The organism is Nocardioides sp. NPDC004968 (genome assembly GCF_040608935.1).
Taxonomy (GTDB): Bacteria; Actinomycetota; Actinomycetes; order Propionibacteriales; family Nocardioidaceae; genus Nocardioides.
In genome coordinates, this window is sequence record NZ_JBEXJF010000018.1 from 44,622 (window position 1) to 66,475 (window position 21,854).

Below are 21,854 nucleotides of genomic sequence, written 5' to 3' on the forward strand. Positions count from 1 at the left end.
CGGTGCCCCGGTTGGCCGGTGACCGGAGGATTCTAGGCAGGCAAAAGAACCGATTTTGACCACTCACAAGGCCTCCCCGAATGCCTTCATCACGGATTCACCGATGGTTCATCGAACCCACCCCTCCTGGTGGCCCTCGAGCGGACGTCCGTCCTTGGCTACACGTCAGTAGCCAAAGCCGCCTCCGTTGTCATCCGGCGTGGACGATTCCGACGGGGCCGAGGACCCGTCGGTCCGCGCCGCCGCCCACACGAACTGGGTGCCCTGGAAATCATCCGTGAAGCCGTCACCCTGGAGTTCGCCGGCGCCCTCTTCGGCGAAGGTGTACAGCGGCAGGCCGTCGTACGTCAGCTGTGACGATCCGTCGGGACGCTCCACCATCCCGAACTTGCCGTCAAGCGTGGAGTTCGCCGCGTCGACGTCGGCGTCGGACGCGACGATCGGCTCCCAGAATTCCGCGCAGGTGTCGACGCAGTGGATCTGTCCATCCTTCTCGACCTCTGCGGTGTAGAGCGTGTGCCCCTCGGCATCGGTGAGCACGTCGGTGTCGTCGACCTCGGCCACAGAGACGAGCGCTGATCCGCCGCCGGCGTCCGATCCATCCGCGCCGTCGTCGCTGCCGCAACCCGCGGCGAAGAGTGCCGTGGCAGCAGCCGCAAGTACGGCCCTAGCCAGGAAGAAAGTAGAAGGTCTCATACCAGGTACACGGGCCAACCCGCACCGCGGTTCATCGAAACCAGGAGACCGTACGTCGGTGCGCTGGTAACACCCGACCCTGAGAGCCGGGGTTGATCGCGGCCGCGCGTCGGCGCATGCTCGGAGTAGGAGGTTGCGATGAAGCCCTCACGCATTCCCGACGGCATCCCGGTCCTGTCACCTGGCCGGCATCGAACGCCACGACGCGGCGCATGCTTCATGGAGCTCGCCTCGGTGCTCGCCGGTGAGCGGTGGAGCGATCATCCGTCCTGCACTCATCCCTTGCTCGCCCATCTAGCAAGGCTGGTGAACGATCACACCAGCGACGGCGGACGGCAGCAGCTGGCACCACTCATCCCCTCGGTCGTGGGCCGACGCGGAAACGACCGGACGTGGCTCGCGGTCGCGGTTGCAGTAGCGGCGCAGGCCATCTCCGACGTCCCCGAAGCGAAGCAGCGCCCGCTGGCAGCCGGCCTGCTTCAAGCTGAGCGCTTGTGCGCGGATGCCGAGCCCGATCTGGCGGCCACCCGGCGGGAGACCCAGCTCGCGCTCGCGATGGTTCCTGGCGCGGTTGCCTGGGTCGATCGTCTTGGGATCCGAAGCCGGATCGACGCAAAGACCTTCGCCAGGCGTTGCGCGCCGACGATGGTCCAGTGCGCCGTCGATGGGGTCGTGGCGAGCGCCAGCCCCGATCTTGACGGACGGCTGGGCGCTCTGCTCGAGGTCGGCATCGCGGCTTGTCCCGCGCCAGACTCGGAGATCGCCGCACCTGCATTCACAGGTACCCAGAGCCTGGCTATGGCGTCCCCGCGCCCAGTGGAGTAGACAAGCGCGGGAACCTCGTCAAAATCCGCTCTTGCCCTTCGGCCTCGGCGGAAACCGTCGTCGGGCCCAAAGGCCTGATCAACCGTCACCCAGCGCCGTCTCGCGCCTTCGCCCACTCGTCGTACGGCACCGGGTCGGCGTCGTTCTCCGCCTGGCCGACGATGCTCTCGGTGAACCAGGTCCGCAGCGACACCATCTCCGGCGTGGAGCGCAGGGTGAGCAGCTGGTGGGTCTCGCTGAGCTCGTCAGCCAGGTTGTCCGCGGCCAGCAGCTCACGCAGCATCGGGGCCATCTCACGAGGGAGCGTCATCTCGATGTCGACATACTCCAGGCCCGCAGCGGCTGCATCCAGGGCGGTACGCCGGCCCATGTGCCGCGCGAAAGCCGGCCGCGTCACCAGCCGCTCGATGAGCTCGCCGAGCTCGCGCGGCGGGGTCGGGCCGTCCTTGGAGTCGATGAGCTGGAGCTCACGGACGAGATCGTCGAGGCGCTGGTCGATCTGGAGCCCCAGCTGCACCGGGCAGGCGGGGAGCCGCACGGTGACCCAGTCCGCGGGAAGGGCGGCCGGCTCCGGCATCGCCTGCTCGCCGTACTCCACCATCGGAGGCCGTACGTCGTGCTCGACGCCGTCGCCGGCGAGCTCGGCCCAGATCCGTCGCCCGTCGACGCGCTCCTCGATCCCCCACGACTCCGCCAGCACCGACACGATCGCCAACCCGCGCCCGGTGGTGCCCTGGCTCTCGAGGGGAGGAGGGGCCACTGCCGGGAGCGGGACCAGCGCGCCGTCGTCCTCGACGCTGAGCCGTACGCCCGGCTCGAGGTCACGCAGACGGACGTGCATATAGGGGCTGCCGCTGTGCAGGGCGGAGTTCGCCGCCATCTCGGTGACGCACAGGGCGGCATCGTCGACGAGATGCCCGCGCCCCCACTCCACGAGCCCGTCGGTGACGAATCTGCGCGCACCAGGCACGCTCGCGGTCTCCGCCGCAAGGCGCACCCGCAGCTCGGGGCGGCCTCCGTCGGACACGGACTTCATGGGGTCAGTGTGCCTCGCGCCAGCCCCAGCCGTCAGCGACTCGACCTGACAGCTCTGATCAGTGGGGGGTCAGCGAGCGCCGGGCGCGGTGCCGGCGGACCGCGGCGCGATTGGCGCAGCGGACCGAGCAGTAGCGCTGCCGTCCGTTGCGGGTGACGTCCACGACCACCGCAGCGCATGGATCCCCCTCGGCCTCCCCGGCAGCACACCGGCTCAGGCGATGGATGCCCCGAGTGGTCAGGTGCAGCGCCGTGCCCACGCTGATCACCGCTCGCAGCACGTCGGGAAGCGAATCGTTGACGTCGTCGCGGTAGTGGATGTGCCACCCTTCCCGCCCGTGATCGGTCAGCCTCGGATACGCAGTCGCCTGCGCCATCAGCTCGTTGAGCAACCGCGCCCTCTCGCCCGGCTCCGACGCATCGACGACGCGAAGCCACTCATCGATCACCAGCCGGGTACGCCTGTGGTCGTCTGGAGACTCAGCGAAGTCCATCGTCATCCCGAACTCCCGCGTCCGGGCCTCGATCCCGACCCGGTCCTCGGGCCAGTCGTCGGCCAGCGAAGCGGCCATCAGCACGGCGTACTCACCGTAAGGGTTGAGATGCATAAGACCATTACAGCAGAGTGGTGATCATGACCGACAGCGCAACAGAGGAGTCCCGGCGCGCGGACGCCACCCACGACCACGGCTGGCTCACCGAGTCCAGCCATCAGACTTCGGAGGGCCAAGTCGTCTACGTGCGCTGCGCACTCTGCGGCGTACGCCGCGTCGACCTCCAGCCTCACCCGCACCTGCCGCCGCGGCCGCTGAGCCGCGAGCAGGGGTGACAGGAGGAGCATCACTCCGCCGCGACCAGGTCTTGATGCCCCGGGCGCAGTCCGACCGGTCAGAGACGGAAGGTCGCACGGTACTGCGTCGGGGTGTGACCGGTCAGGTCACGGAAGCCGGCGTTGAACGCTGACAGGGAGGTGTACCCGATGCTGTGCGCGATGGTCGCGACGGAGTCCTCACCGGCAGCGAGTCTTTCGATCGCACGCACCACCCGCATCCGGCGCAACACCGCAGTCCAGGTCATCCCGCACTCGGCCTCGAACCGGCGGGCCAGCGACCGCGGCGCCAGCCCCACGTCGCGGGCGATGTCCTCGAACCGGACGTCCTCGGCCAGCCGGTCGTTGGTCACCGCCAACGCCCGACGCAGCTCCGGTGACCGGCCGGCGGGCACCGTGACGGGGCTGGGATCCTGCGCCAGCCGCCACGCCACCGCAGCCAGCGCGCCGAACATGCTGCGTGCGTACGATGACAGCGGCTCGGCAGCGTCGGGCCAATCGACGCATTCCGACACCAGGGCCCGACCCAAGGGGCTGAGGTCGAACACGGTCAGTGGTGCGGGCGGCGGCGGCACAAAGCCGACGTCGAACAGCACGGAGGACGTCTTCACCATTTGCGGGATGGCGACCAAGATCGGCTCGTCCGCAGCAATGAGCGCGGCCCGTGCAGGAGGCAGCACCCACGAGCTGCCGTGCGCCTCCAGCCGCAAGGCGCCCCGGGAGGCGCAGAGCAGATAGTGCCGGTCGACGCGAAGCTCGGCTGCCGGTGCTGCCGCGAAGTCCCGCGCGAACGCGTACGCCTCGCGTGTCAAGAACGGCCTCGCACACGCTCACCCTAGACCACGCTGCGGGTCAGACGGTCTCGAGAAGAGTGGCCCGGAACCGGCGACTCACGGGAGGTGCGGAGAGCAACGGCCGGAGCACCGTGCCTGAGCGATCGAACACATCAGTGGCGAGGTAGTCGACGAAGGACGGCTCGTCGTCCCATTCGTGGATGACGACCACGCCCTCCTCGTCGTCGCGAGCGGCATACACCCTGAACTCGAGGTTGCCCGGCATGGCACGGATCTCCTCGCGCACGTTGTCGAGATGGGCAAGGACAACGGGCCGGTCGATGGGTGCGGTGCGCAGGTCGAGTACGGCGATGAACATCGAAGTCTCCTGACAGTCGAGCCGGCGTTGGTGCCGGTCCTCGCCATCCTTCACCGCCGGACAGAGGTCCGGCTCGCGTCAGTCAGACACGTTCAGGCGCTCAGCGGACAGCCGCGACACACCTTTGGTCGACTTCCGAGCCGTGACGCGCGTCGTCGCCGGCCACATGACTATGGCGGCAAGGACCAGAAGCGCGCCAGCGGGAGCTTCAGACCAGGGGGCTGTGTCGTGGGAGACATAGCCGGCAGCGATTGGACCAACGAGGAAGTATGTCGGCAGCACAGTCGTCGCGGCGATCAGCAGCGCTGTCACCACCGTGCTCACGGACCGTGCGGTGGACGGCCGGTCTTCGGAAACCTCGGGCCATCCAGTCGGGATGTACCCACCCGCTGCGATCGCGGCAGCGACGATCAGCGCGGTGGGCCACAGCACGCCAACGACAATGAGCGCCGTCAGGTCGAAGTGCGGAACGGTGACCGGCCTGCCCGCGATCCCAGAAGCCAAGACCAGCACGCCGGTGCCGGCGAGCACGGCAGCCGGGATGACGGCGAGTGGCCACAGGATGAGGCGACGAAAGGTGGGCATCAGCAGAAACGGCAGTGCGAACGCCGCGACGGCCAGCAACAGGACCGAGAGCCCGTAGAGCTCAGCCGCATGCCCGATCGGATGCCACGGGCTGGCCGGCCACTGGTAGTCGTAGAGGTGGTCCTGCCGCTTGAGGCAGGCAGGTTCGTCGAAGCTGCCACGCGGGCACACCCCAGACCAGCGTTGCCACGCTGCCACGTAGGCAAGAACCCCTGACCCGGCGAGTGCGGCTGAGGTCAGCGCGCGTGCGCCGCGGTGTCCCGGCTTCATGCGCTCACGGAAGCATGCCATTCATCCGTTCGAGGTCGGTGCAGCCATGCCTCCTCGATGTTGAGGACGGTCTCGCAGTCGCCGCTGGTCGGCCCTTCAGGATCAAGCGTTCTGCTCGCTCGCCGCTTTCGGCTCGACGAGCGGGAACCCTCAGGCAGGCTGGGCGTCGCGGAGGCGCTGCGAGATGACGGTGGTGACACCGTCGCCGCGCATGGTGACGCCGTAGAGGGCGTCGCCGACCTCCATGGTGCGCTTCTGGTGGGTGATGACGAGCAGCTGTGAGGACTCGCGCAGCTCCTCGTAGATCTCCAGGAGGCGGCCGAGGTTGGTGTCGTCGAGCGCGGCCTCGACCTCGTCGAGGATGTAGAACGGCGAGGGGCGCGCCTTGAAGAGCGAGACCAGGAACGCGACGGCCACCAGGGACCGCTCGCCACCGGAGAGCAGCGAGAGCCGCTTGACCTTCTTGCCCGGCGGCCGGGCCTCGACCTCGATGCCGGTGGTGAGCATGTTGTCCGGGTCGGTAAGTACGAGCCTGCCCTCACCTCCCGGGAAGAGCCGCGCGAAGACGTGGTCGAAGGCGACGCGTACGTCCTCCCAGGCCTCGGTGAAGACCTGCTCGACGCGGTTGTCGACCTCCTTGACGATGTCGAGAAGGTCCTTGCGGGTCTGCTTGAGGTCCTCGAGCTGCTCGGTGAGGAACTTGTGGCGCTCCTCCATGGCCGCGAACTCCTCCAGGGCCAGCGGGTTGACCTTGCCCAGCGCGCGCAGGTTCTTCTCGGCGATCTTGAGCCGCTTGGCCTGCTCGGCACGGACGTAGGCGATCGGCTCGCGCTCGTTGCCGTCCTCGTCGGGGTGCTGCGGGACCAGCTGGTCGGGGCCGTAGTCCTTCACGATCGCCTCGGCGTCGAGGCCGAGCTCCTCGAGGATCCGCTCCTCGAGCTGCTCGATCCGCATCCGCTGCTGGGCGCGGGCCATCTCGTCACGGTGGACGGAGTTGACCAGTTCCTCGAGCTCCTTGCCGAGGTTGCGCAGCAGCGAGCGGCACTCGCGCAGCGCCTGCTCGCGCCCGGCGCGGGACTCCTCGATCTCGGTGCGGGCCCGGGCGGCCTGCTGCACCGAGAGCTCCAGACGGTCCAGCGCGTACGCCACCGCGGTGCCGACCGCTCGCGCGGCCTCGCCTTCGCGACGCATCTGCTCACGGCGGGCGGCCGCCTTGGCGCGCTGCTCACGCTCCTGACGGGCGGCGCGGAGCAGCCCTTCGGCGCGGCCTGCCAGCGCGCGGGCGCGCTCCTCGGAGGTACGCAGCGCCAACCGCGCGTCCATCTCGCGCTGTCGTGCGTCGCGGGCGGCCTGGGCCAGCTCGTCGCGGGCGCCGATGTCGGGCTCGTCCTCGGGGTCCTCCTCGGCCATCGCGAGGCGCTCCTCGAGCTCGGCGAGCCCGGCGACGGCGTTCTCGCGCGCCTCCTGCGCCTGCTCGACGGCGGCCAGCAGCCGCTCGGCCTCGCCGCGAGCCGCACGCGACTGCGCCCCGAACTGGCCGAGCTCCTCGGCCACGGCGGCCAGGGTCGCGTCGGACTCGTGCAGCTTGGCCAGCGCGACATCGACCCGCTTCTGCGCGGCCAGCCGCTCGGCCTCGAGCCGGGAGGTCTCGAACGTGGCCCGCTCGGAGACCGCGTGGGCCTCGGCGAGCTGGGCGGTGGCCTCGTCGACCGCGGCCTGCACCTCGATCAGGCTGGGCACGCTGGAGGAGCCGCCGGAGGCGACGTGGGCGCCGATCAGGTCGCCCTCACGGGTCACCGCGGTGACCTCGGGGTCCTCCCCCACGAGCGCCTGAGCGGTGGCGAGGTCCTCGACCACCGCGACCTTGTCGAGCAGCCGCGCCACCGCGGGCCGAAGCACCGGCTGGCACTCGACCACGTCCAGCGCGTACTCGGCGCCGGAGGGCAGCGCCGGCCAGCCGCCGGTCTCCCCGGGCGAGCCGCCCAGGAGCAGCCCGGCGCGGCCGAGGTCCTCGGCCTTGAGGTGCTCGATCGCCCCGACGGCACGCTCCGCGGACTCGACGACGACCGCATCCGACGCGGTGCCGAGCGCCGCCGCGATCGCGGCCTCGTAGCCGGAGCGCACCGCCAGCAGCGACGCGACCGACCCCAGCACCCCGGGAAGGTCGGAACCGAGCAGCGCGCCGGCGCCGTCCTTGCGGTTCAGACCCATCTCCAGCGCGTCCTTGCGGGCGGCCAGGGTGGAGCGGTCACGGTCGGCCTGCTGCGCCTCGGCCTGCAGCTTGGCCAGTCGCTCCTCGATGTCGTCGAGGGCCGCGGCGGCGGCCTCGTGCTCGGCGTCGAGGCCCTCCTCCCCCGCGTCCAGCCCGGCGACCTTGGTCTCCAGGGCGGTGAAGTCGCGCTGGGCCCGCTCGGCGCGCGCCAGCGCCTCCTCACGAGCAGCGGTCAGGCGCCCGACCTCGTCATCGGCGGCAGCGGCCCGCGACTTGAGCGCGTTGACCTGACCGGTCAACCGGGCCAGCCCCTCGCGACGGTCGGCGGCGGCGCGCTCGAGCCCCTTGACCCGGCGCTCCTCCTCGGCCGCCGCATCTTCTGCTTCCTTACGAGACTCGACGGCCTCCTCGAGGGAGTAGCGCAGCTCCTCGACCTCGGCGTCGGCGGTCTCCTCCTGCTCGCGCGCCACCTCGGCCTGGGCCTCGAGCTCCTCGGGGTCGCGCCCCTGGCGCACCTCCAGGTCCTCGGAGCCGGCCGCGTTGCGCACCCGCTCGGAGGCCAGCGACTGGGTGCCTCGCAGCCGCTCGCGCAGCGAGTTCAGCGCGAACCAGGTTTCCTGGGCGGCGGCCAGCGCCGGGAGGTCCTCGCGCAGCGCCGCCTCGAGAACGGCCTCCTGCTCCCGTCCCTCCGTGATGGTCTCCTCGACCTCGGCACGCCGGGCCAGCAGCGCACCCTCGTCGGCGAGCTCCTTGTCGAGCTCGGTCTTGGCGGTGACCAGGTCGTCGGCGTAGATGCGGGCCTTGGCGTCGCGTACGTCCATCTGCACCGTCTGCGCCTGCCGGGCGACCTCCGCCTGGCGGCCGAGCGGCTTGAGCTGGCGGCGGATCTCGACGAGCAGGTCCTGGAGCCGGTCCAGGTTGACCTGCGTGGAGTCGAGCTTGCGCAGCGCCTTCTCCTTGCGCTTGCGGTGCTTGAGGACGCCGGCGGCCTCCTCGATGAAGCCGCGGCGGTCCTCCGGGGTCGCGCGCAGGATCGTGTCGAGCTGGCCCTGGCCGACGATGACGTGCATCTCGCGGCCGATACCGGAGTCACTGAGCAGGTCCTGGACGTCCAGCAGCCGGCAGGATTGTCCGTTGATGGCGTACTCCGAGCCGCCGTTGCGGAACATCGTGCGCGAGATGGTGACCTCGGCGTACTCGATCGGCAGCGCCCCGTCGGTGTTGTCGATGGTCAGCGAGACCTCGGCGCGGCCCAGCGGGGCGCGGCCGGCCGTACCGGCGAAGATGACGTCCTCCATCTTGCCGCCACGCAGGCTCTTGGCACCCTGCTCACCCATGACCCAGGCGAGCGCGTCGACCACGTTGGACTTGCCCGAGCCGTTGGGGCCGACGATGCAGGTGATCCCCGGTTCGAGCTCGAGGGTCGTCGCGGAGGCGAACGACTTGAAACCCTTCAGCGTCAGACGCTTGAGGTACATCGGCTTCTCCCCCGGCTCAGGACCACGTGGTCGTACACAGTTCGCAACACATCAGCGTGGCTGAGGTGAGCCAGCAAATCTAATCGCCGCTGCTCAGGGGAACCCCAGCGGGTCGAGGATAACCCGCCGGGCCTGCCGATCTGGGGACCTCGGCCCCCACGACAGTCGGAGTCAGAGCCCCAACGTCCGCTTCACCTCGGCCCGCAGCTCCCGCAGATGGGCGTCCGCGGCCGTACGCAGACCAGCGACCGCCTCGGGGTCCGGGATGACGCGCTCGGTGAACCGCTCGGCCAGGTCGGCGGCGTCGAAGGCGGAGACGTTGGCCTCCAGCCCGATGCGCTTCATGAAGTTGCGGTTCTTGTTGGTCGCGATCATCACGATCGACGGCACGCCGTACATCGTGGCCACCACCGAGCCGTGGAACTTCATGCTCGCGAACGCGGTGCACTCCCCGATCGCCCGGGTGAGCTCGTCGAGGTCCTCGGTGTAGACGACCTCCTTGCCCGGGATGTCGAGGTCGTCGGCGTTGGCCACGTCGCGGCTACCGACCTCCATCGTGCCGAGGATGAGGTGGCGTACGCGCCACCCCTCCGCGATCGCCTTGCCGGCCATCTCCTCGACGCGTGAGTAGTCGTCGGGCTCGTCCAGGTTGGGCCGGTAGCGGGTGACCACGCCGAGGATCGGCGCCCCCTCGGGCTTGGTCGCCGGAGGGAGGTCCAGCGAGCAGACCATGTCGGGAGCGACCTTGATGTCGAGGTCGGCGGAGATGTTGTCGAGGATCCAGTCGGCGGTCGGCTGGTCGCGTACGCCGATGAACTTCACGTTCGGGTGCTCGAGGAACTTCTTGTGCCTCTCGATGATGTGGGGCTTGATCTCGGTGTTGCGGTAGATCGGGACCCCGACACCGACCACGAAGACCGGCTTGGCCAGCATCTTGTGGTTGAAGTAGCGCGGGTCCGCCTGCCACGACTGCAGGATGTCCCCGCCCCCGATGAGGATGGCGTCCACCTCGTCGACGATCTCGGGCAGCGGCCGGTCGTAGTAGGGCTTGGTCATGTTGTCGGCCAGCACCCGCAGCTCGAACTCCTCGCCGAAGTACTGCTCGTAGACCGACAGGAACAGCTCGTCGCCGTAGTTGCCCGCCCCGAAGAACCCGGCGAGACCGATGACCGGCTTGCGGCCCCGTCGCTCACGGCGGGCCAGCGCCGCCCTGATCTGCTCCTTGAGCGGGGCGGGAAGGCGGCGAGCCGCGGACCGCAGGACCGGGTGATGGCGCAACGAGGACAACGGAGAGCTCCTGGGGGATCACGAAACGGGCCGCCGACGGCGGCGAACCGCGCGAGCGTAGCGACGCCGGGTTGTCCCCGACGCCCATCGGCCGAACCTGAGGTGAACGCTCGGCGACCATCTACCCCGGTGGTCGAGCTCGTCGAGACCCCGAAAAAGGCTGAAACCGACCCTGAATACCAGAGTCGGTTCCCCCTGAACGAGAAATGGCTCTCGCTCATGGTGTTGCAGAGTTGCCCGCAGGTCAGGCGGGCTGCATCTCCTGCATCGAGGTGTCCAGGTCTGCGGTGTGAGCCGCGACCAGAGCGTCGTTCTCCGTCTTCAGAGTGAGAACGAGATCCTCGAGCTCACGCACACGTGCACGCAACCGAGCATTCTCGGCGGTGAGGTGGGCGGGAGTCCGCAGGTCGCTGCTCATGTAACCGATCAGCGCCTTCGCCATGAATACGTTTCCTTCGTTGGAATCACTAGAAGTTCCCGCGATACCGGGCCGTCTACAAGAGTGACACCGTTATCGACAAGCGTCAACGTCACGCGTCCAAAGCCGGGACCTCCGACCATGCATTCACCGCGAATACGGCCGAAACTTGAGTGGACCGCACTCAACTTCGGCTGATCTCCGCCTCAGCCGCGGCGTCGGCGCTCCCGCAGCTGCATGAGCTCCTTCTTCTCCTTGCTGGTCAGCGAGTCGGCCCCCTCGGCGTGGATCTTGTCGAGGAGCTCATCCATCCGCTGGTCGTCCTTGGAGACGGTCGAGGACTCCCAGGGACCGGTGACAACGGTCGGGCCCGACTTACGCTTCTTGGCCTTGGCGGGCTTCGCCGGCTTCGGCTGGCCGGGGCCGCCAGCCACCTGCGGGATCCAGGGGAACCGGTCGAGCAGCCCGAACTGACGCGCCACGAAGGCGTTGACGAAGAGGCCGACGACGAAGACCAGCAGCATCACCCAGCTGCGGTAGCCGAGGTACTGGATCAGCTGGATGCCGACGAGGATCACACCGAAGAGCCAGGCCGGGATGTTGAACATGAACATCCGGTCGGGCCACTGCGCGATCCACAGCAGCACCACCATCATCTCGAGCATCCCGAGACCGGCGAGAACGTACGTCGGGTCCAGCACCGCGCCGAAGAGGACAGCCAGGAACGAGAGCACCCCGGTGAACGCCACCAGCAGCCAGGCGAACCGAACCTTGCCGAGCTCGTTGCGCTCGAGGTCGGAGCCGAAGTACCAGAAGAAGAAGATCGCCAGGACGTCGAAGATGCTGAACTGCGGGTAGGCGAACGGCCAGGTGAACAGCGTCCACAGCTTGAGCTCGGCGAGGTTGGGCTGGATCAGGGCCAGCCCGGCCAGCACACCCTGTCCACCCATCACGGCGAAGAGAATCAGCCCGACGATGCTCGCGAAGACCACGAGCCACGTCGTGGTCACCCCCAATGAACCGATGTGGAACCAAGGCTCGTGGGGGTAACGACCGCCTGGGGTCAACCGGAAACGTTCTCGCACGGGGCCGAGCCTATCCACGCATTGGTTGCCGCGTCAGCAGGGCACTCCCACCGACCTGCTCGATGTTGCCCAGATCCGGGGGCAGCGCCGGGTCGTTGCGCCACGGATGCTGCCGAAAGGCCGCCCGGGCGCCGTACCTGTCGATCATCGCGATCAGCGCGACGAGGTCCTCGGCACGGTCCTGGGCGACCAGCCATGCCATCAGCCGTTGAGCACGTGGGACCGCCGTGTTCTCGAACGGAACGCCGGCGTCGTACCAGAACTCCAGGACGGCGCCGCGCAGCAGCTTCCAGTAGCGGCTCGGGTCCTCGGTGTCCGGGTGGACGGCCGCGCGGAAGTGCTCCCACATGTCGATCGGCAGGACCTCGACGAGCAGGGTTTCCATGAGCTTCGCCGAGCCGGCCGCGCGTACGAGCTCGACGGTCTGGCGCTTGGTGTCGATCCGCTCGACGAGGTTCGCGATCTGCGCACGCCGCTGCGTCGCCGAGGACCGGTCGGACCGGACCTGCCAGTCGTAGACGATCTCCGTCATGACGTCGAAGGAGTCGGCGGCGAGGAACACCTGGGTGAGCGCGACCTGGTCCTGGTAGCGAGTGCGCTCGGGGAAGGCGATCGCGTTCTCCGTCCAGAACGACCGCCGGAAGATCTTGTTCCAGACGAAGATGTCGGCGAGCATCAGCGGCGCGTCCTCGATCCGGCACCTGAGCCGTTCTTCCGCGTGGTTGCGACGCATCAGCGGTGTCGTGAACCTGCGTTCCACCCCGCCTTCGACCGCGACCCGCTCGGCCGCACCGACCGCGAAGTCCGAGCCCGTACGTCGCAGCGACCGCACCATCGCCGACCAGGCATCGTGCGGCAGGGTGTCGTCAGGGTCGACGAACGTCAGCAGTTCTCCTGTCGCCGCGTCGATCCCGGTGTGACGCGCGCGGGAGACTCCCGAGTTCGGCTGGGTGATGACGGTGACGCAGGCTTCCTCGGCGGCAAGCCGCCGCAGGATCTGCGCCGACCCGTCGGTCGAGCCGTCGTCGACGACGACCACCTCGAGCTTCGAGATCTCGTTCCGCGGCTGGTCCAGGATGCTGCGCAGGCTCTTCTCGACGTATTCCGCCACGTTGTAGACCGGCACGACCACGCTGAGCGTCGGCCTGCCCCGCAGCAGCCCCCTCGCCCGACGAACCCCGGCGTCCGTCCGCTGGCGCCAGTCCGTCACGCCGATCCGTTCCCCGACGGAGCGCACCCGAGCACTTCTCACAGCGGGAGGTCCTTTTCCGCGGCCGACTGGCGGTCCCGCTTCTCGAGCTCGCTGATCTGGTCACGGAGCGACCGCTTCAACGAATTGAGGCGGTAGATCTCCTCGGTCGCCGTCACCAGCGCCGCAACCACCTCTGCCTCCTCGGGTGATCCCGTGGCGGGGCGGAAGACGTGGGTCGGAGTGAGGTTGTAGGTGCCTGTCTGGGCGTAGCCCATTCGACTCATCCAGGAGGAGACCTTCTGGTATCCCGCCAGCGTTCCGCACTCGACGTACAGGAGCGGTCGGTCCCGGGCGATGAGCTCGGCCGCGCCGCCGAGCACGTCGATCTCGGCGCCTTCGACGTCGATCTTGATCGCCGCCACCCGGGCCGGAAACTGCTCGTCGTCGAGAGCGACGACCGCGAAGTCGCCCTCGACGTCCGACACCGCGACGGACTGGGCCCCCAGATTCGTCGCATCGAGGTCCGCCATCGTGCCGCGTGCGGACTTCGCATGGACGCCCACGTCACGGACGACGACACGGTCACCGAGGCCGTTGGCCTCGACACTGGCGCTGATTCCGGCGACCAGCTCAGGGTTTGGCTCGTACGCGACGATGCGGAGCCCTCCGATCACCGCCAGGTACAGCGTGTGGTTGCCGATGTTCGCCCCGACATCGATCACGAGGTCACCTGGCTCGAGAGCAGCAACCATCGCCTCGAGCATCTGCTCCTCGTAGGGACGGCCGGTTCGCACCAGGTTCGACTGGATGTAGTCCGTTGCGGCATGTGGAACACAGACCGCGTAGCTCCGTCCCTCAACCTCGATCGCCGTCATACGGTCCGAGGATGTCGAGCTGTCAATCATTCGTGATCACTTTCGCAGCGCAAAGATGGGACGGAACTGGTTCCGCGACGCTCTAGGTCTGTCACAAGGCGTCTTCGATGGCGCGGCCCAGGTACGGCGCAAGGGTTCGCGTGTAGGTGAGGGTCAGGTGTTCACCGTCATCACGGTAGACGATGACGTGACCGACGACCGGCCGACAGAACTTCGATTCGCAATAGAGGTCCGTCAGGTCCACCAACACCGCGTTCGGGTCGATGGCCACGGCCTCTGCCAGTCCCGACGGCGGAAGGACCTTCCTGCGCGGCTGCGCACACGCTGAAGCTGCGTCGAGCAGCTGCGCCTCCACGCAGGCCATCGTTCCTTCTGGCATCGCCGGGTTGTCCTCGATCGCGATGACCGGCACCTTTCGAGGGGCCGGCCGGTGCGCCCACGCGCGGGCCAACCCGTCAGCGGTCTCTGCGACAGACGTCGTCACATCGCCACCGGTCAGTATCGGAGAGGAGTTTCGCGCCTTGGAGGTGAGGATCGCGTCCAGGTCAACGGCGTTCTCGACATACGCGCTGATGCCACGCCGCCACTCCTGGCACATCCGATGGTCTGCGGTGCTGTTCTTCTGGAGATCCGACTCCGTCCAGTAACAGCCGACTCGGCCAGCAACATCGATCCGCCACCCGTACTCGTGCGCGATGTCCTCGTACGCCCCGACCAGCTGGTCGTTGTGGGAGTCGCCGACCGCAAGCAGCCGCCTGCTGTAGCCGGTCTTCGGGCCGAGGTGGCACATGACGACGTCACCGGTCTTGGCGGCCGAGCTCGACCAGCATTCGCCTCGGTTCGCCTGGTCCGTTGCGAGGTCGGACGGGTTCGGGACGAGAACGCCGTCCAGATCGGGGTTCTCGCAGTCCGGGTCGGCGAGCTCGGCTGCGCCCAGACAGGGCAGATTCCGAGCGAGCAGGGTGTTCGCCTCCCGTTCCGACTCCGCTGCGCTGATCGCCTGCACTGTCAGCCCAGTAGCAGCGACGACCAGCACGACCACCATTGCCGCAGCACTCCACAGGCCGACCGAAAGCGGAGAGCGGCCGCCAAGAAGCCTTGCGGAGAAGCGCACACGGTTCTCCCACTGGGTCGTACTGAGCCATGCGAGCGGGAATGTCACGCAGAGGATCAGCAGCTTCGTCCCCACGTTCAGGGGCGCACCGGTGATGTACGGCAGCAGGATGATGAGCGGCCAGTGCCAGAGGTAGATGGCATACGAGGTGTCTCCGACGATGGACACGGGTCGCCATGTTCCGACGCGTGCGAGGAACGTTCCCCGGCCGAGCCATATGGCGAGTGCGGCGCCGCTCACCGGAACCAGGGCGGCGACCCCTGGAAATGGCGTGGCGCTGGTGTAGCGCGTCGCTGCCGTCGCGATCAGGGCAAGGCCCAGCGCCACCCCCAGAGCGCGCGCCCTCCTCGAAGCGATCATCGGCAACAACCCGATGAGAACTCCGGCGGCGAACTCCCACGCGCGGGTGAAGGTGGAGAAGTATGCCTCCGGGGTGTTCGCAGTAAGCCAGACGCCGTAGGTGAAGGAGGCGCCGGCGATGAGCGCCAACAGCGATCCGGCGAGTCCCCGGGTCGTGACGTACGACCTCGGGCCGATCAACCGGGAGAGCAGCACCACGAAGAGCAGCAGAAGCGGTGTGAACGCGTAGAACTGCTCCTCGACGGAGAGGCTCCAGAAGTGCTGAACCGCGGAAGGCTCGTTGTCGGCGGCGAGGTAGTCCACGCTCGCCCAGGCGAGCCGCCAGTTCTCGATATACAGGCTCGATGCGCCGATCTCGGTCAGGAACTGCGACCAGAGACTTCGCGGCACCCAGATGAACGTCGCGACCGCGCTCACCAGCAGGACGAGGAGCGATGCCGGCAGAAGCCGCTTCGCTCGCCGCGCCCAGAACGCGCCCAGGCGAATACGGCCGGTCGTCTCCATCTCACGAAGCAGGTGACTCCCGATGAGGAACCCCGAGATGACGAAGAAAACGTCAACACCGATGTACCCACCACTCAGTCGGCCCGGAGCGAGGTGGTAGGCGAACACGGAGAGGACCGCGATCGCGCGCAGCGCTTGGATGTCTGGCCGGAACGCACCTGCCCGCACCTGCGCACTCGACGCCGTACGCGCATCCGCCGACCGCGTCCTCGTCGCCGTCGTCATGAAGCCCTCTCGTCCATGTGCATCGTCATGGCCGTCAGAGAAGCGGCGCCGTGTCGACGTCGTCCGGGCCGATCACGCGACCGTCGTCCGCGACACCTCGGATGCGCTGCAGCAGCGCATCACGGGAGACACCCACGCCATGCTCGAGGTGGCCGAACACCTTCTCCAGCACGAGGTCGTTGTTGCCCTGGAACGCGTTGCGACGCCACAGTGCGACGGTCTGGGCCTCCTGGATCTGCTGGTAGCCGGCGCGCTCGCGCGGCATCCAGACCGGGTAGCCGTTGGCGGTCGCCATCGCCTTGAGCCAGAGGTCGTCGGCGTACAGCGCGGTCTCAGTGATCGCCTCGAGGTCGAAGGTCGCTGCGGGCAGCGAGTGCGGCGGGTAGAGCACCCCGCCGATCCCCGTCGGAAGGAGCTGGTAGCTCGCCTTGCCACGCAGGTAGTTGCAGTCGTAGACCCACCCGTCGTAGGAACGAAGGGTGCCGTCCGGCCGGAACATGGCCAGGTTGGCCCGCTGGCAGATGATGGCCTGCGGGTTCGCAAGGTGGCCCTCGTACAGGGTCTCGACAAGGTTCTCGTCGTAGACGACGTCATCATCGACGGTGACGACGAGTGCGTCGGGATACTCCTGCACCGCGTAGAAGTACTTCTTGTGCGGCGCGATGTCGCCGTCGACCCAGTGGATCTGGAAGCAGTCGTCCTGACGTTCCAGGACCTCGTTCGGGACATCGGCCTCGCGGTTGGGGAAGTTCTCGGTGGAGAGCCACAGGAGCACCTTGTCGGGCCGCTTCGTCTGCTCCACGAGAGAGTCGATGCACTGGCCGATGGTGAGCATCCGGTGAGGAATCGAGGTCAGTGACACCACCACGTCCCGCGTCGCTGAAGGAACTCGTCCACGGCGTCGCTCAGCCTTCGACATGACCGGCTGGATCCTGCGGCCGGCCCCAGCGGCGATTCGGCGCTCGAAGAGAGCTCCGAGGTCCTTGGTGTACGCATCCATGCTGGCCCGCTCGTCATACGCCCTGCGGGACGCGTTGCCCATCTTCTCGAGCGTCGAGGCTTCCTTGTCCATCATGGCCATGAAGGCGGCGCGGAGCGACATCACGTCACCGGTGTCGACCACCAGGCCGTTCGCGTTGCTGACCATGTACTTGGCGCCGACGTTCTCCGTCACGATCAAGGGCTTGGACAGCATCGCTCCCTCGAGCGCCACCAGCGAGCACGACTCATCGCGCGACGCGACGACCACGGTGTCCATCTGCGAAAGGAGCTCGATCTTCTTTCGCTCGTCGGAGATCACACCGTGGTACTGGATGTTCTCCTCGTCTGCGATCTGGCCGAAAACGTAGGAACTGACCGACGTACCGCTGTTGATGAACCCGCCCGCGAAGTGCAGCTCTGCGCGAGCCCGATACTCCTCCGGCATGGCCTTGTAGGCGGCGATGAAGACGTCGTATCCCTTGCGGTGCTCGATGGTGCCGAGCTGGACGAACTTGAACTTGCCGCCGGCGGCGATCTCGTACTGCTGTGCGTACTCCGAGACGTCGACGACGCTGTTACGCACTACCTCGACAGGCCCTTCGGCGTGCTCCGCGACGGCTGCCGCGGCGTACTCGCTGACCACGCAGATGCTGCGGCTCTGGCGAAGCGTCTCCTGACGCTCCGGGGCTGCGGCGAAGAAGTCAGGAAGGTTGGTCGCCTCACGGACGTACCAGACGAGCGGGATCCTGCCCTCCAGTGCGCGCACGTAGTCGTCCGTCGCCACCGTGTTGCAGACGACGAGCTCGACGCCACTCTCGATGAGCTTGTTGATCCGCTTCGGACCCAGCTGGCCGGCGCGCATCACCTTCACGGAGATGCCAAGAGCTGCGAACTCCTTCGAGAAAGGGCCAGGCTTCGCGGTCCAGACCACCGGCTCGTACCCCAGCGACATCGCGACCTTGCACATCCGGTGCAGGCTTCGGGGCGTGCCGGTGTAGGTCATCTCCGGCGACACGAACACGATGCGGCGCGACCGCGAGACCTGAGCGGAGTCCTCCGAGGCGGCACCAGGCTCGAGAGCCTGGCTCGGCCCACCGAGGTCGAACAGGTCACCGAATCGCTCGGTATGCGTCTCCTCGCCGAACAGAGCTGGTGTGGCGTCGTAGAGGAAGTCCTTGTAGACGTCGTAGGAGTACGACTCGTTCTCGATCGCCGCCTTCAACGGATTGAACGCGACATAGGGAGAGATCGGGCGGATGTCGCGGTAGTTCTTGGAGCGGGCCAGGTACGCCTCGACGAAGTCGACGATCCCGCGCTGCATCTCGGTGATCTGCTCGACGTTGGGCGGAGCGTTGTTCCCACGGAGGGCGACAGCCCGGCCTTCCTCGAACCCGTAGCCCACAACGCTGGAGGCAACCTCCGTGAACAGGTACTCGAGCGGGTGGTGCAGCAGGTCCGTCTTGCGCGCCGCCTTCGGTCCGCCGGGCATCATGAACCTCGCGAGGTCCAGGTTTGCCAACGGCGAGTAGGCATATGCGCTGATGAAGCCGTCAGACACCGTGTCGGTGACCTGTTCCGTGCGGCTCGTACACATCAGGGCGCCGGAGACCTCGAGAGCGCGGTCAGCCAATGCGGTGCGGAAGAAGTGTCGTAGGGCGGTGATGCAGGTGCCGCTCCAACCGATGTCGACGATCAGAACCCGCTTGGCATCGCCGACGGCCGCACTGAAGTACTCCTTCGCCGCATCGACGCTGGTGCGGTTGTGCTCCTCGATGACGTGCTTGTGGTCCCAGAAGAACTGCTCCAGACGTCGCCGAGTGGCGCTGGCCGGGAACAGGAACCGCTCGATGTCTGCCTTGTCGAGGTACGGCAGCAGGTAGTCAAACCCGGTGTCGATCAGGAGCTGCTCGATGGTCTTGGTGTTGTTGGACTCCTTGAACCAGCGGAAGAAGGAGCGTCCGACGAAGTCGTCGAAGTTCAGGTCGAGCGTGATCCCGGCGGCCGCGTAGCGGGAGATGTCGATGTAGACGCCGTCCGCGCTGCCGTAGAAACGGTCGTAGACGCGCGAGATCACGTCGCAGTCGCGCCCGCAGAACAGGATCCGGTCGATGCCCTTCTCGCGTACGACCGACTCGAGGAACTCGCAGAAGCCCGCGGCCAGAACGCCGCCGACACGGTAGCCGTGCGTGTAGTGCAGGCCTTCGGTCCAGGTGCCGGAGGCGATCGAGTTGTTGAGGGCCGCCCCGTAGAAGCTGCCCGCGAGCGTCTCCATGTACGGCTCCCGAACGAACCTTCGCTGGTCCTGGTTGTACACGGCCGGAAGACCGACTCGTTCGGACTGCTCGACGTCTGCCTCGAGATTGTCGCCGACGTGGACGATCGACGTCTCGCTGCCGTAGTACTCCAGGAGGACCTGCTGCAGCGTGCCGTCGCCCTTACGGCGGAGGTACTCGTTCGACAGGTAGATCTTCTCGTAGCCCGCGAACCCGTTGCGGACGAGCATCTCCTCGATGACCTCCCGCGGGAGGTACATGTCGGAGGTGAACACGATGGTCTTGCCCTGGGCGAGGAGCCGATCGAAGACCTCCTTGATGTACGGGTTCGCTTCGGCCAGCTCGATCTCGAGGTCCCGCTCGAGCATCTCCCACTCCGGATCCGCGCCGTAACGTTCCGCCATCACGGTGTAGATCTCACGGAGGGTGACCTCTCGGGACCCCTTGTGGTTGTCGTTCTCCCGGCGCGCGTGATCCTCTGCCTGCCTGCGGATGCTCGGGAACCGGTCGATGCCGAGCCTCGACCCCAAGATCCGGAAGACGTCTTTCGGGAACTCCACCGCTCGATACAGCGCCGTGTCGAACACATCGAACGAGACGACGTCGTACGCGGCCAGGGTCTCGACCATCTCCTCGACGCTGAGCCGCTCAGCACTGTCGGGCTTGAGATAGTACGGCCGCCCGCTGTCCGGCTCGTCGCCCGCAGGCTCGCCCAGCCGGGCGCGCAGGCGCTCGATCTTCGCGTTCAGACCCGACTCTCGGTCCAGGAGGCGGGTGTAGCGGGAGAGGACCGGACCGCCGCTGGTCGGACGACCGAACAGCACCAGCTTGTGTTCGCCGTCCACTTCCGCGACGCGCACCATCCGATGACGCAGCCCGAGCTTGTTGATCGGCTGCTCGCCCATACCGGCAGGCATGGTTCCTCCTTGTGTTTCTGGGGTGACGACAGTGCGGGCGGTCCCGCGTTTGGTCTGGTTTCGCGATCGAGCCGGCTCACGGCGCGCCGCAGCGCCGGGCTATTTCTCGACGACGCGGGCTCGGGGCTGTGGCGGGCGGACGTCTCGCTTGAGCGAGTTGCGGATGACGCGAGGTCCGGACGTCATCAGGGACCCGATCCTGAAGGACACCGAGCCGCGGGTGTCGGCGAGCTCCTGATCACGGCCCTGGAGCTCCTGCTCGAGGGTGACCACCCGGTTTCGCAGCCGCTTGCGGACGGTCGAGGCGGTCCCGGCTGCCTCGGCGACCGCGTCGGCGAGATAAGTGGCCACGATCTCGGCGCACATCGGGCTCATCGCCGCGTACTGCCACCATCGTTCTGCGAAGTCGGCCGAGACATCCATCCACGGCTTCCGCTTGTCCGCGAAGTGGATGATGACCGGCGAGCTCATCGCCTCGTCGTACTCGTCGCGGGACCAGACCCGCTGGACGGCCGGTCTGCTCCAGAACTCCTCGACGTTCTTGGGACCGTACTTCGTCATCAGGTTGAAGCGGAGCGGAAGATGGCGGAGGCCGTCGTAGCAGACGATGTTGATGATGTCCTGATCGTCGGAGTCGAACTCCTTGGCGGAGAGCTCGAGGAACTCCTCGACAAGGCCGTCCTCACGCATCTTCTCCAGGTTCATCACCATGACCCCGGAGTTGACGTAGCGGTCGAAGGACGGGAGGCCCATCGCCCGGGCCGCCTCTGGCGACCGGAGGTGGTAGACCGCAGCCGGCACTGCGGCGACATAGACGTCATGCACGTCCTGCGCGTAGAGCGGCGACAGATCGCTCTCGATGACGGTGTCGACGTCGAGATAGATGATCTTGTCGACGTCCGGGAAGAGGTCAGGGAGCTTGAGCCGGAAGTACGCAGGTGCGGTCAGGTGCGACGTGCTCACCTTGACGTCGGCGAAGCCGTCCACGACGACGAACGTGATCGTGTTACCTGGATAACGATTTTCGAAGCTGAGGATCTGGTCGCGTACGTCCGCCGGGTACTCCTCCGCCACCAGGATCTTCAGGTCGTAGCTGGTGTCGGTCCCGGAGTTCTCCAACAACGACGTGATCGCCACCGACATGGGCTTGGCGTAGTTGAGGTCGGCGGCCATGGCGACCGGGATGGTGCGGGTCTGCTCGGCCTGAGCGTTGGCTACGCGGGGTTGCGGTAGTTCCAGATCCTGCGGGCGCGTTGTGGGCGCATGATCGGATACGGCGAGCTTGTGGGGAGCCACCTGTTGTCCTTGTCGAGCTGTTGACCAACCCGATGGCGCGGGCGTGTGGTTCACGCCTGTGCCGGTATGGGTGGGCCGTGGTTTGTCTTCCCCGAGATCCGGATGACCACGTCGCCACCCGGCAAAACCGCCAGCCCGAACAAGGCGGTGCGTCGTCTGCTGCCCCCCGGCTGGTGCAGAGCTGCACCCAGGACGAACGACCGAGAGATTAACCCAACCGAATCCGGATCACTTAACTTTCGTCG

The 21,854-nt window shown here is 67.4% G+C and carries 17 protein-coding genes; 2 read left to right on the forward strand and 15 right to left on the reverse strand.

All coding sequences use genetic code 11. The features are described from left to right. Positions 1-165: 165 nt before the first annotated feature. Positions 166-564, reverse strand: a complete 399-nt coding sequence (locus ABZU72_RS17440) for a hypothetical protein (protein ID WP_355020093.1) — start codon at positions 562-564, stop codon at positions 166-168. A 270-nt stretch (positions 565-834) separates the two neighbouring features. On the opposite strand from ABZU72_RS17440, the gene ABZU72_RS17445 reads away from it, so the two are divergent. Further along, a complete protein-coding gene (locus ABZU72_RS17445) occupies positions 835-1,521 on the forward strand; it encodes a hypothetical protein (protein ID WP_355020094.1) in 687 nt (228 codons plus the stop codon). Between the two features lie 85 nt (positions 1,522-1,606). Here ABZU72_RS17445 and ABZU72_RS17450 read toward each other — a convergent pair whose 3' ends face one another. Next, positions 1,607-2,557, reverse strand: coding sequence for an ATP-binding protein (locus tag ABZU72_RS17450; protein ID WP_355020095.1), 951 nt, complete (start codon positions 2,555-2,557; stop codon positions 1,607-1,609). Positions 2,558-2,615: 58 nt separating this feature from the next. Beyond that, positions 2,616-3,164 carry a CGNR zinc finger domain-containing protein gene (locus tag ABZU72_RS17455; RefSeq protein ID WP_355020096.1) on the reverse strand — a complete coding sequence of 183 codons (549 nt, stop codon included), beginning with the start codon at positions 3,162-3,164 and terminating at the stop codon, positions 2,616-2,618. Positions 3,165-3,190: 26 nt separating this feature from the next. Between ABZU72_RS17455 and ABZU72_RS17460 the strand changes: the two genes are divergently transcribed. Further along, positions 3,191-3,385, forward strand: a complete 195-nt coding sequence (locus ABZU72_RS17460) for a hypothetical protein (RefSeq protein ID WP_355020097.1) — start codon at positions 3,191-3,193, stop codon at positions 3,383-3,385. Between the two features lie 59 nt (positions 3,386-3,444). Here the strand turns inward: ABZU72_RS17460 and ABZU72_RS17465 are convergent, their stop codons facing one another. The 12 genes from ABZU72_RS17465 to ABZU72_RS17520 all read right to left on the reverse strand — a co-directional run bounded on the left by ABZU72_RS17465 (position 3,445) and on the right by ABZU72_RS17520 (position 21,609). After that, on the reverse strand, positions 3,445-4,197 hold the full coding sequence (locus ABZU72_RS17465) for an AraC family transcriptional regulator (protein ID WP_355020098.1): 753 nt from the start codon (positions 4,195-4,197) through the stop codon (positions 3,445-3,447). A 40-nt stretch (positions 4,198-4,237) separates the two neighbouring features. Next, entirely contained in the window at positions 4,238-4,537 is a 300-nt protein-coding gene (locus tag ABZU72_RS17470) for an antibiotic biosynthesis monooxygenase family protein (RefSeq protein WP_355020099.1), read from the reverse strand. Positions 4,538-4,615: 78 nt separating this feature from the next. Then, complete coding sequence (locus ABZU72_RS17475) at positions 4,616-5,392, reverse strand: hypothetical protein (RefSeq protein ID WP_355020100.1); 777 nt, start codon at positions 5,390-5,392, stop codon at positions 4,616-4,618. 150 nt (positions 5,393-5,542) lie between these two features. After that, positions 5,543-9,082 (reverse strand): chromosome segregation protein SMC, encoded by a 3,540-nt coding sequence (smc, locus tag ABZU72_RS17480; RefSeq protein WP_355020101.1) that lies wholly within the window; start codon positions 9,080-9,082, stop codon positions 5,543-5,545. Between the two features lie 171 nt (positions 9,083-9,253). After that, positions 9,254-10,369: a polysaccharide pyruvyl transferase family protein gene (locus tag ABZU72_RS17485; protein ID WP_355020102.1), complete on the reverse strand. Its 1,116-nt coding sequence runs from the start codon at positions 10,367-10,369 to the stop codon at positions 9,254-9,256. A 244-nt stretch (positions 10,370-10,613) separates the two neighbouring features. Continuing rightward, positions 10,614-10,811, reverse strand: a complete 198-nt coding sequence (locus tag ABZU72_RS17490; RefSeq protein WP_141803713.1) for a hypothetical protein — start codon at positions 10,809-10,811, stop codon at positions 10,614-10,616. 182 nt (positions 10,812-10,993) lie between these two features. Further along, positions 10,994-11,797, reverse strand: coding sequence for a DUF6576 domain-containing protein (locus tag ABZU72_RS17495; protein ID WP_355020103.1), 804 nt, complete (start codon positions 11,795-11,797; stop codon positions 10,994-10,996). An 85-nt stretch (positions 11,798-11,882) separates the two neighbouring features. Next, positions 11,883-13,109 carry a glycosyltransferase family 2 protein gene (locus tag ABZU72_RS17500; RefSeq protein ID WP_355020104.1) on the reverse strand — a complete coding sequence of 409 codons (1,227 nt, stop codon included), beginning with the start codon at positions 13,107-13,109 and terminating at the stop codon, positions 11,883-11,885. Between the two features lie 11 nt (positions 13,110-13,120). Continuing rightward, complete coding sequence (locus tag ABZU72_RS17505) at positions 13,121-13,939, reverse strand: FkbM family methyltransferase (protein ID WP_355020105.1); 819 nt, start codon at positions 13,937-13,939, stop codon at positions 13,121-13,123. Positions 13,940-14,030: 91 nt separating this feature from the next. Continuing rightward, positions 14,031-16,142, reverse strand: coding sequence for an acyltransferase family protein (locus ABZU72_RS17510; RefSeq protein ID WP_355020106.1), 2,112 nt, complete (start codon positions 16,140-16,142; stop codon positions 14,031-14,033). 34 nt (positions 16,143-16,176) lie between these two features. After that, on the reverse strand, positions 16,177-20,313 hold the full coding sequence (locus ABZU72_RS17515) for a glycosyltransferase (RefSeq protein ID WP_355020107.1): 4,137 nt from the start codon (positions 20,311-20,313) through the stop codon (positions 16,177-16,179). A gap of 99 nt (positions 20,314-20,412) precedes the next feature. Next, positions 20,413-21,609: a glycosyltransferase family 8 protein gene (locus ABZU72_RS17520; RefSeq protein ID WP_355020108.1), complete on the reverse strand. Its 1,197-nt coding sequence runs from the start codon at positions 21,607-21,609 to the stop codon at positions 20,413-20,415. Positions 21,610-21,854: the final 245 nt, after the last annotated feature.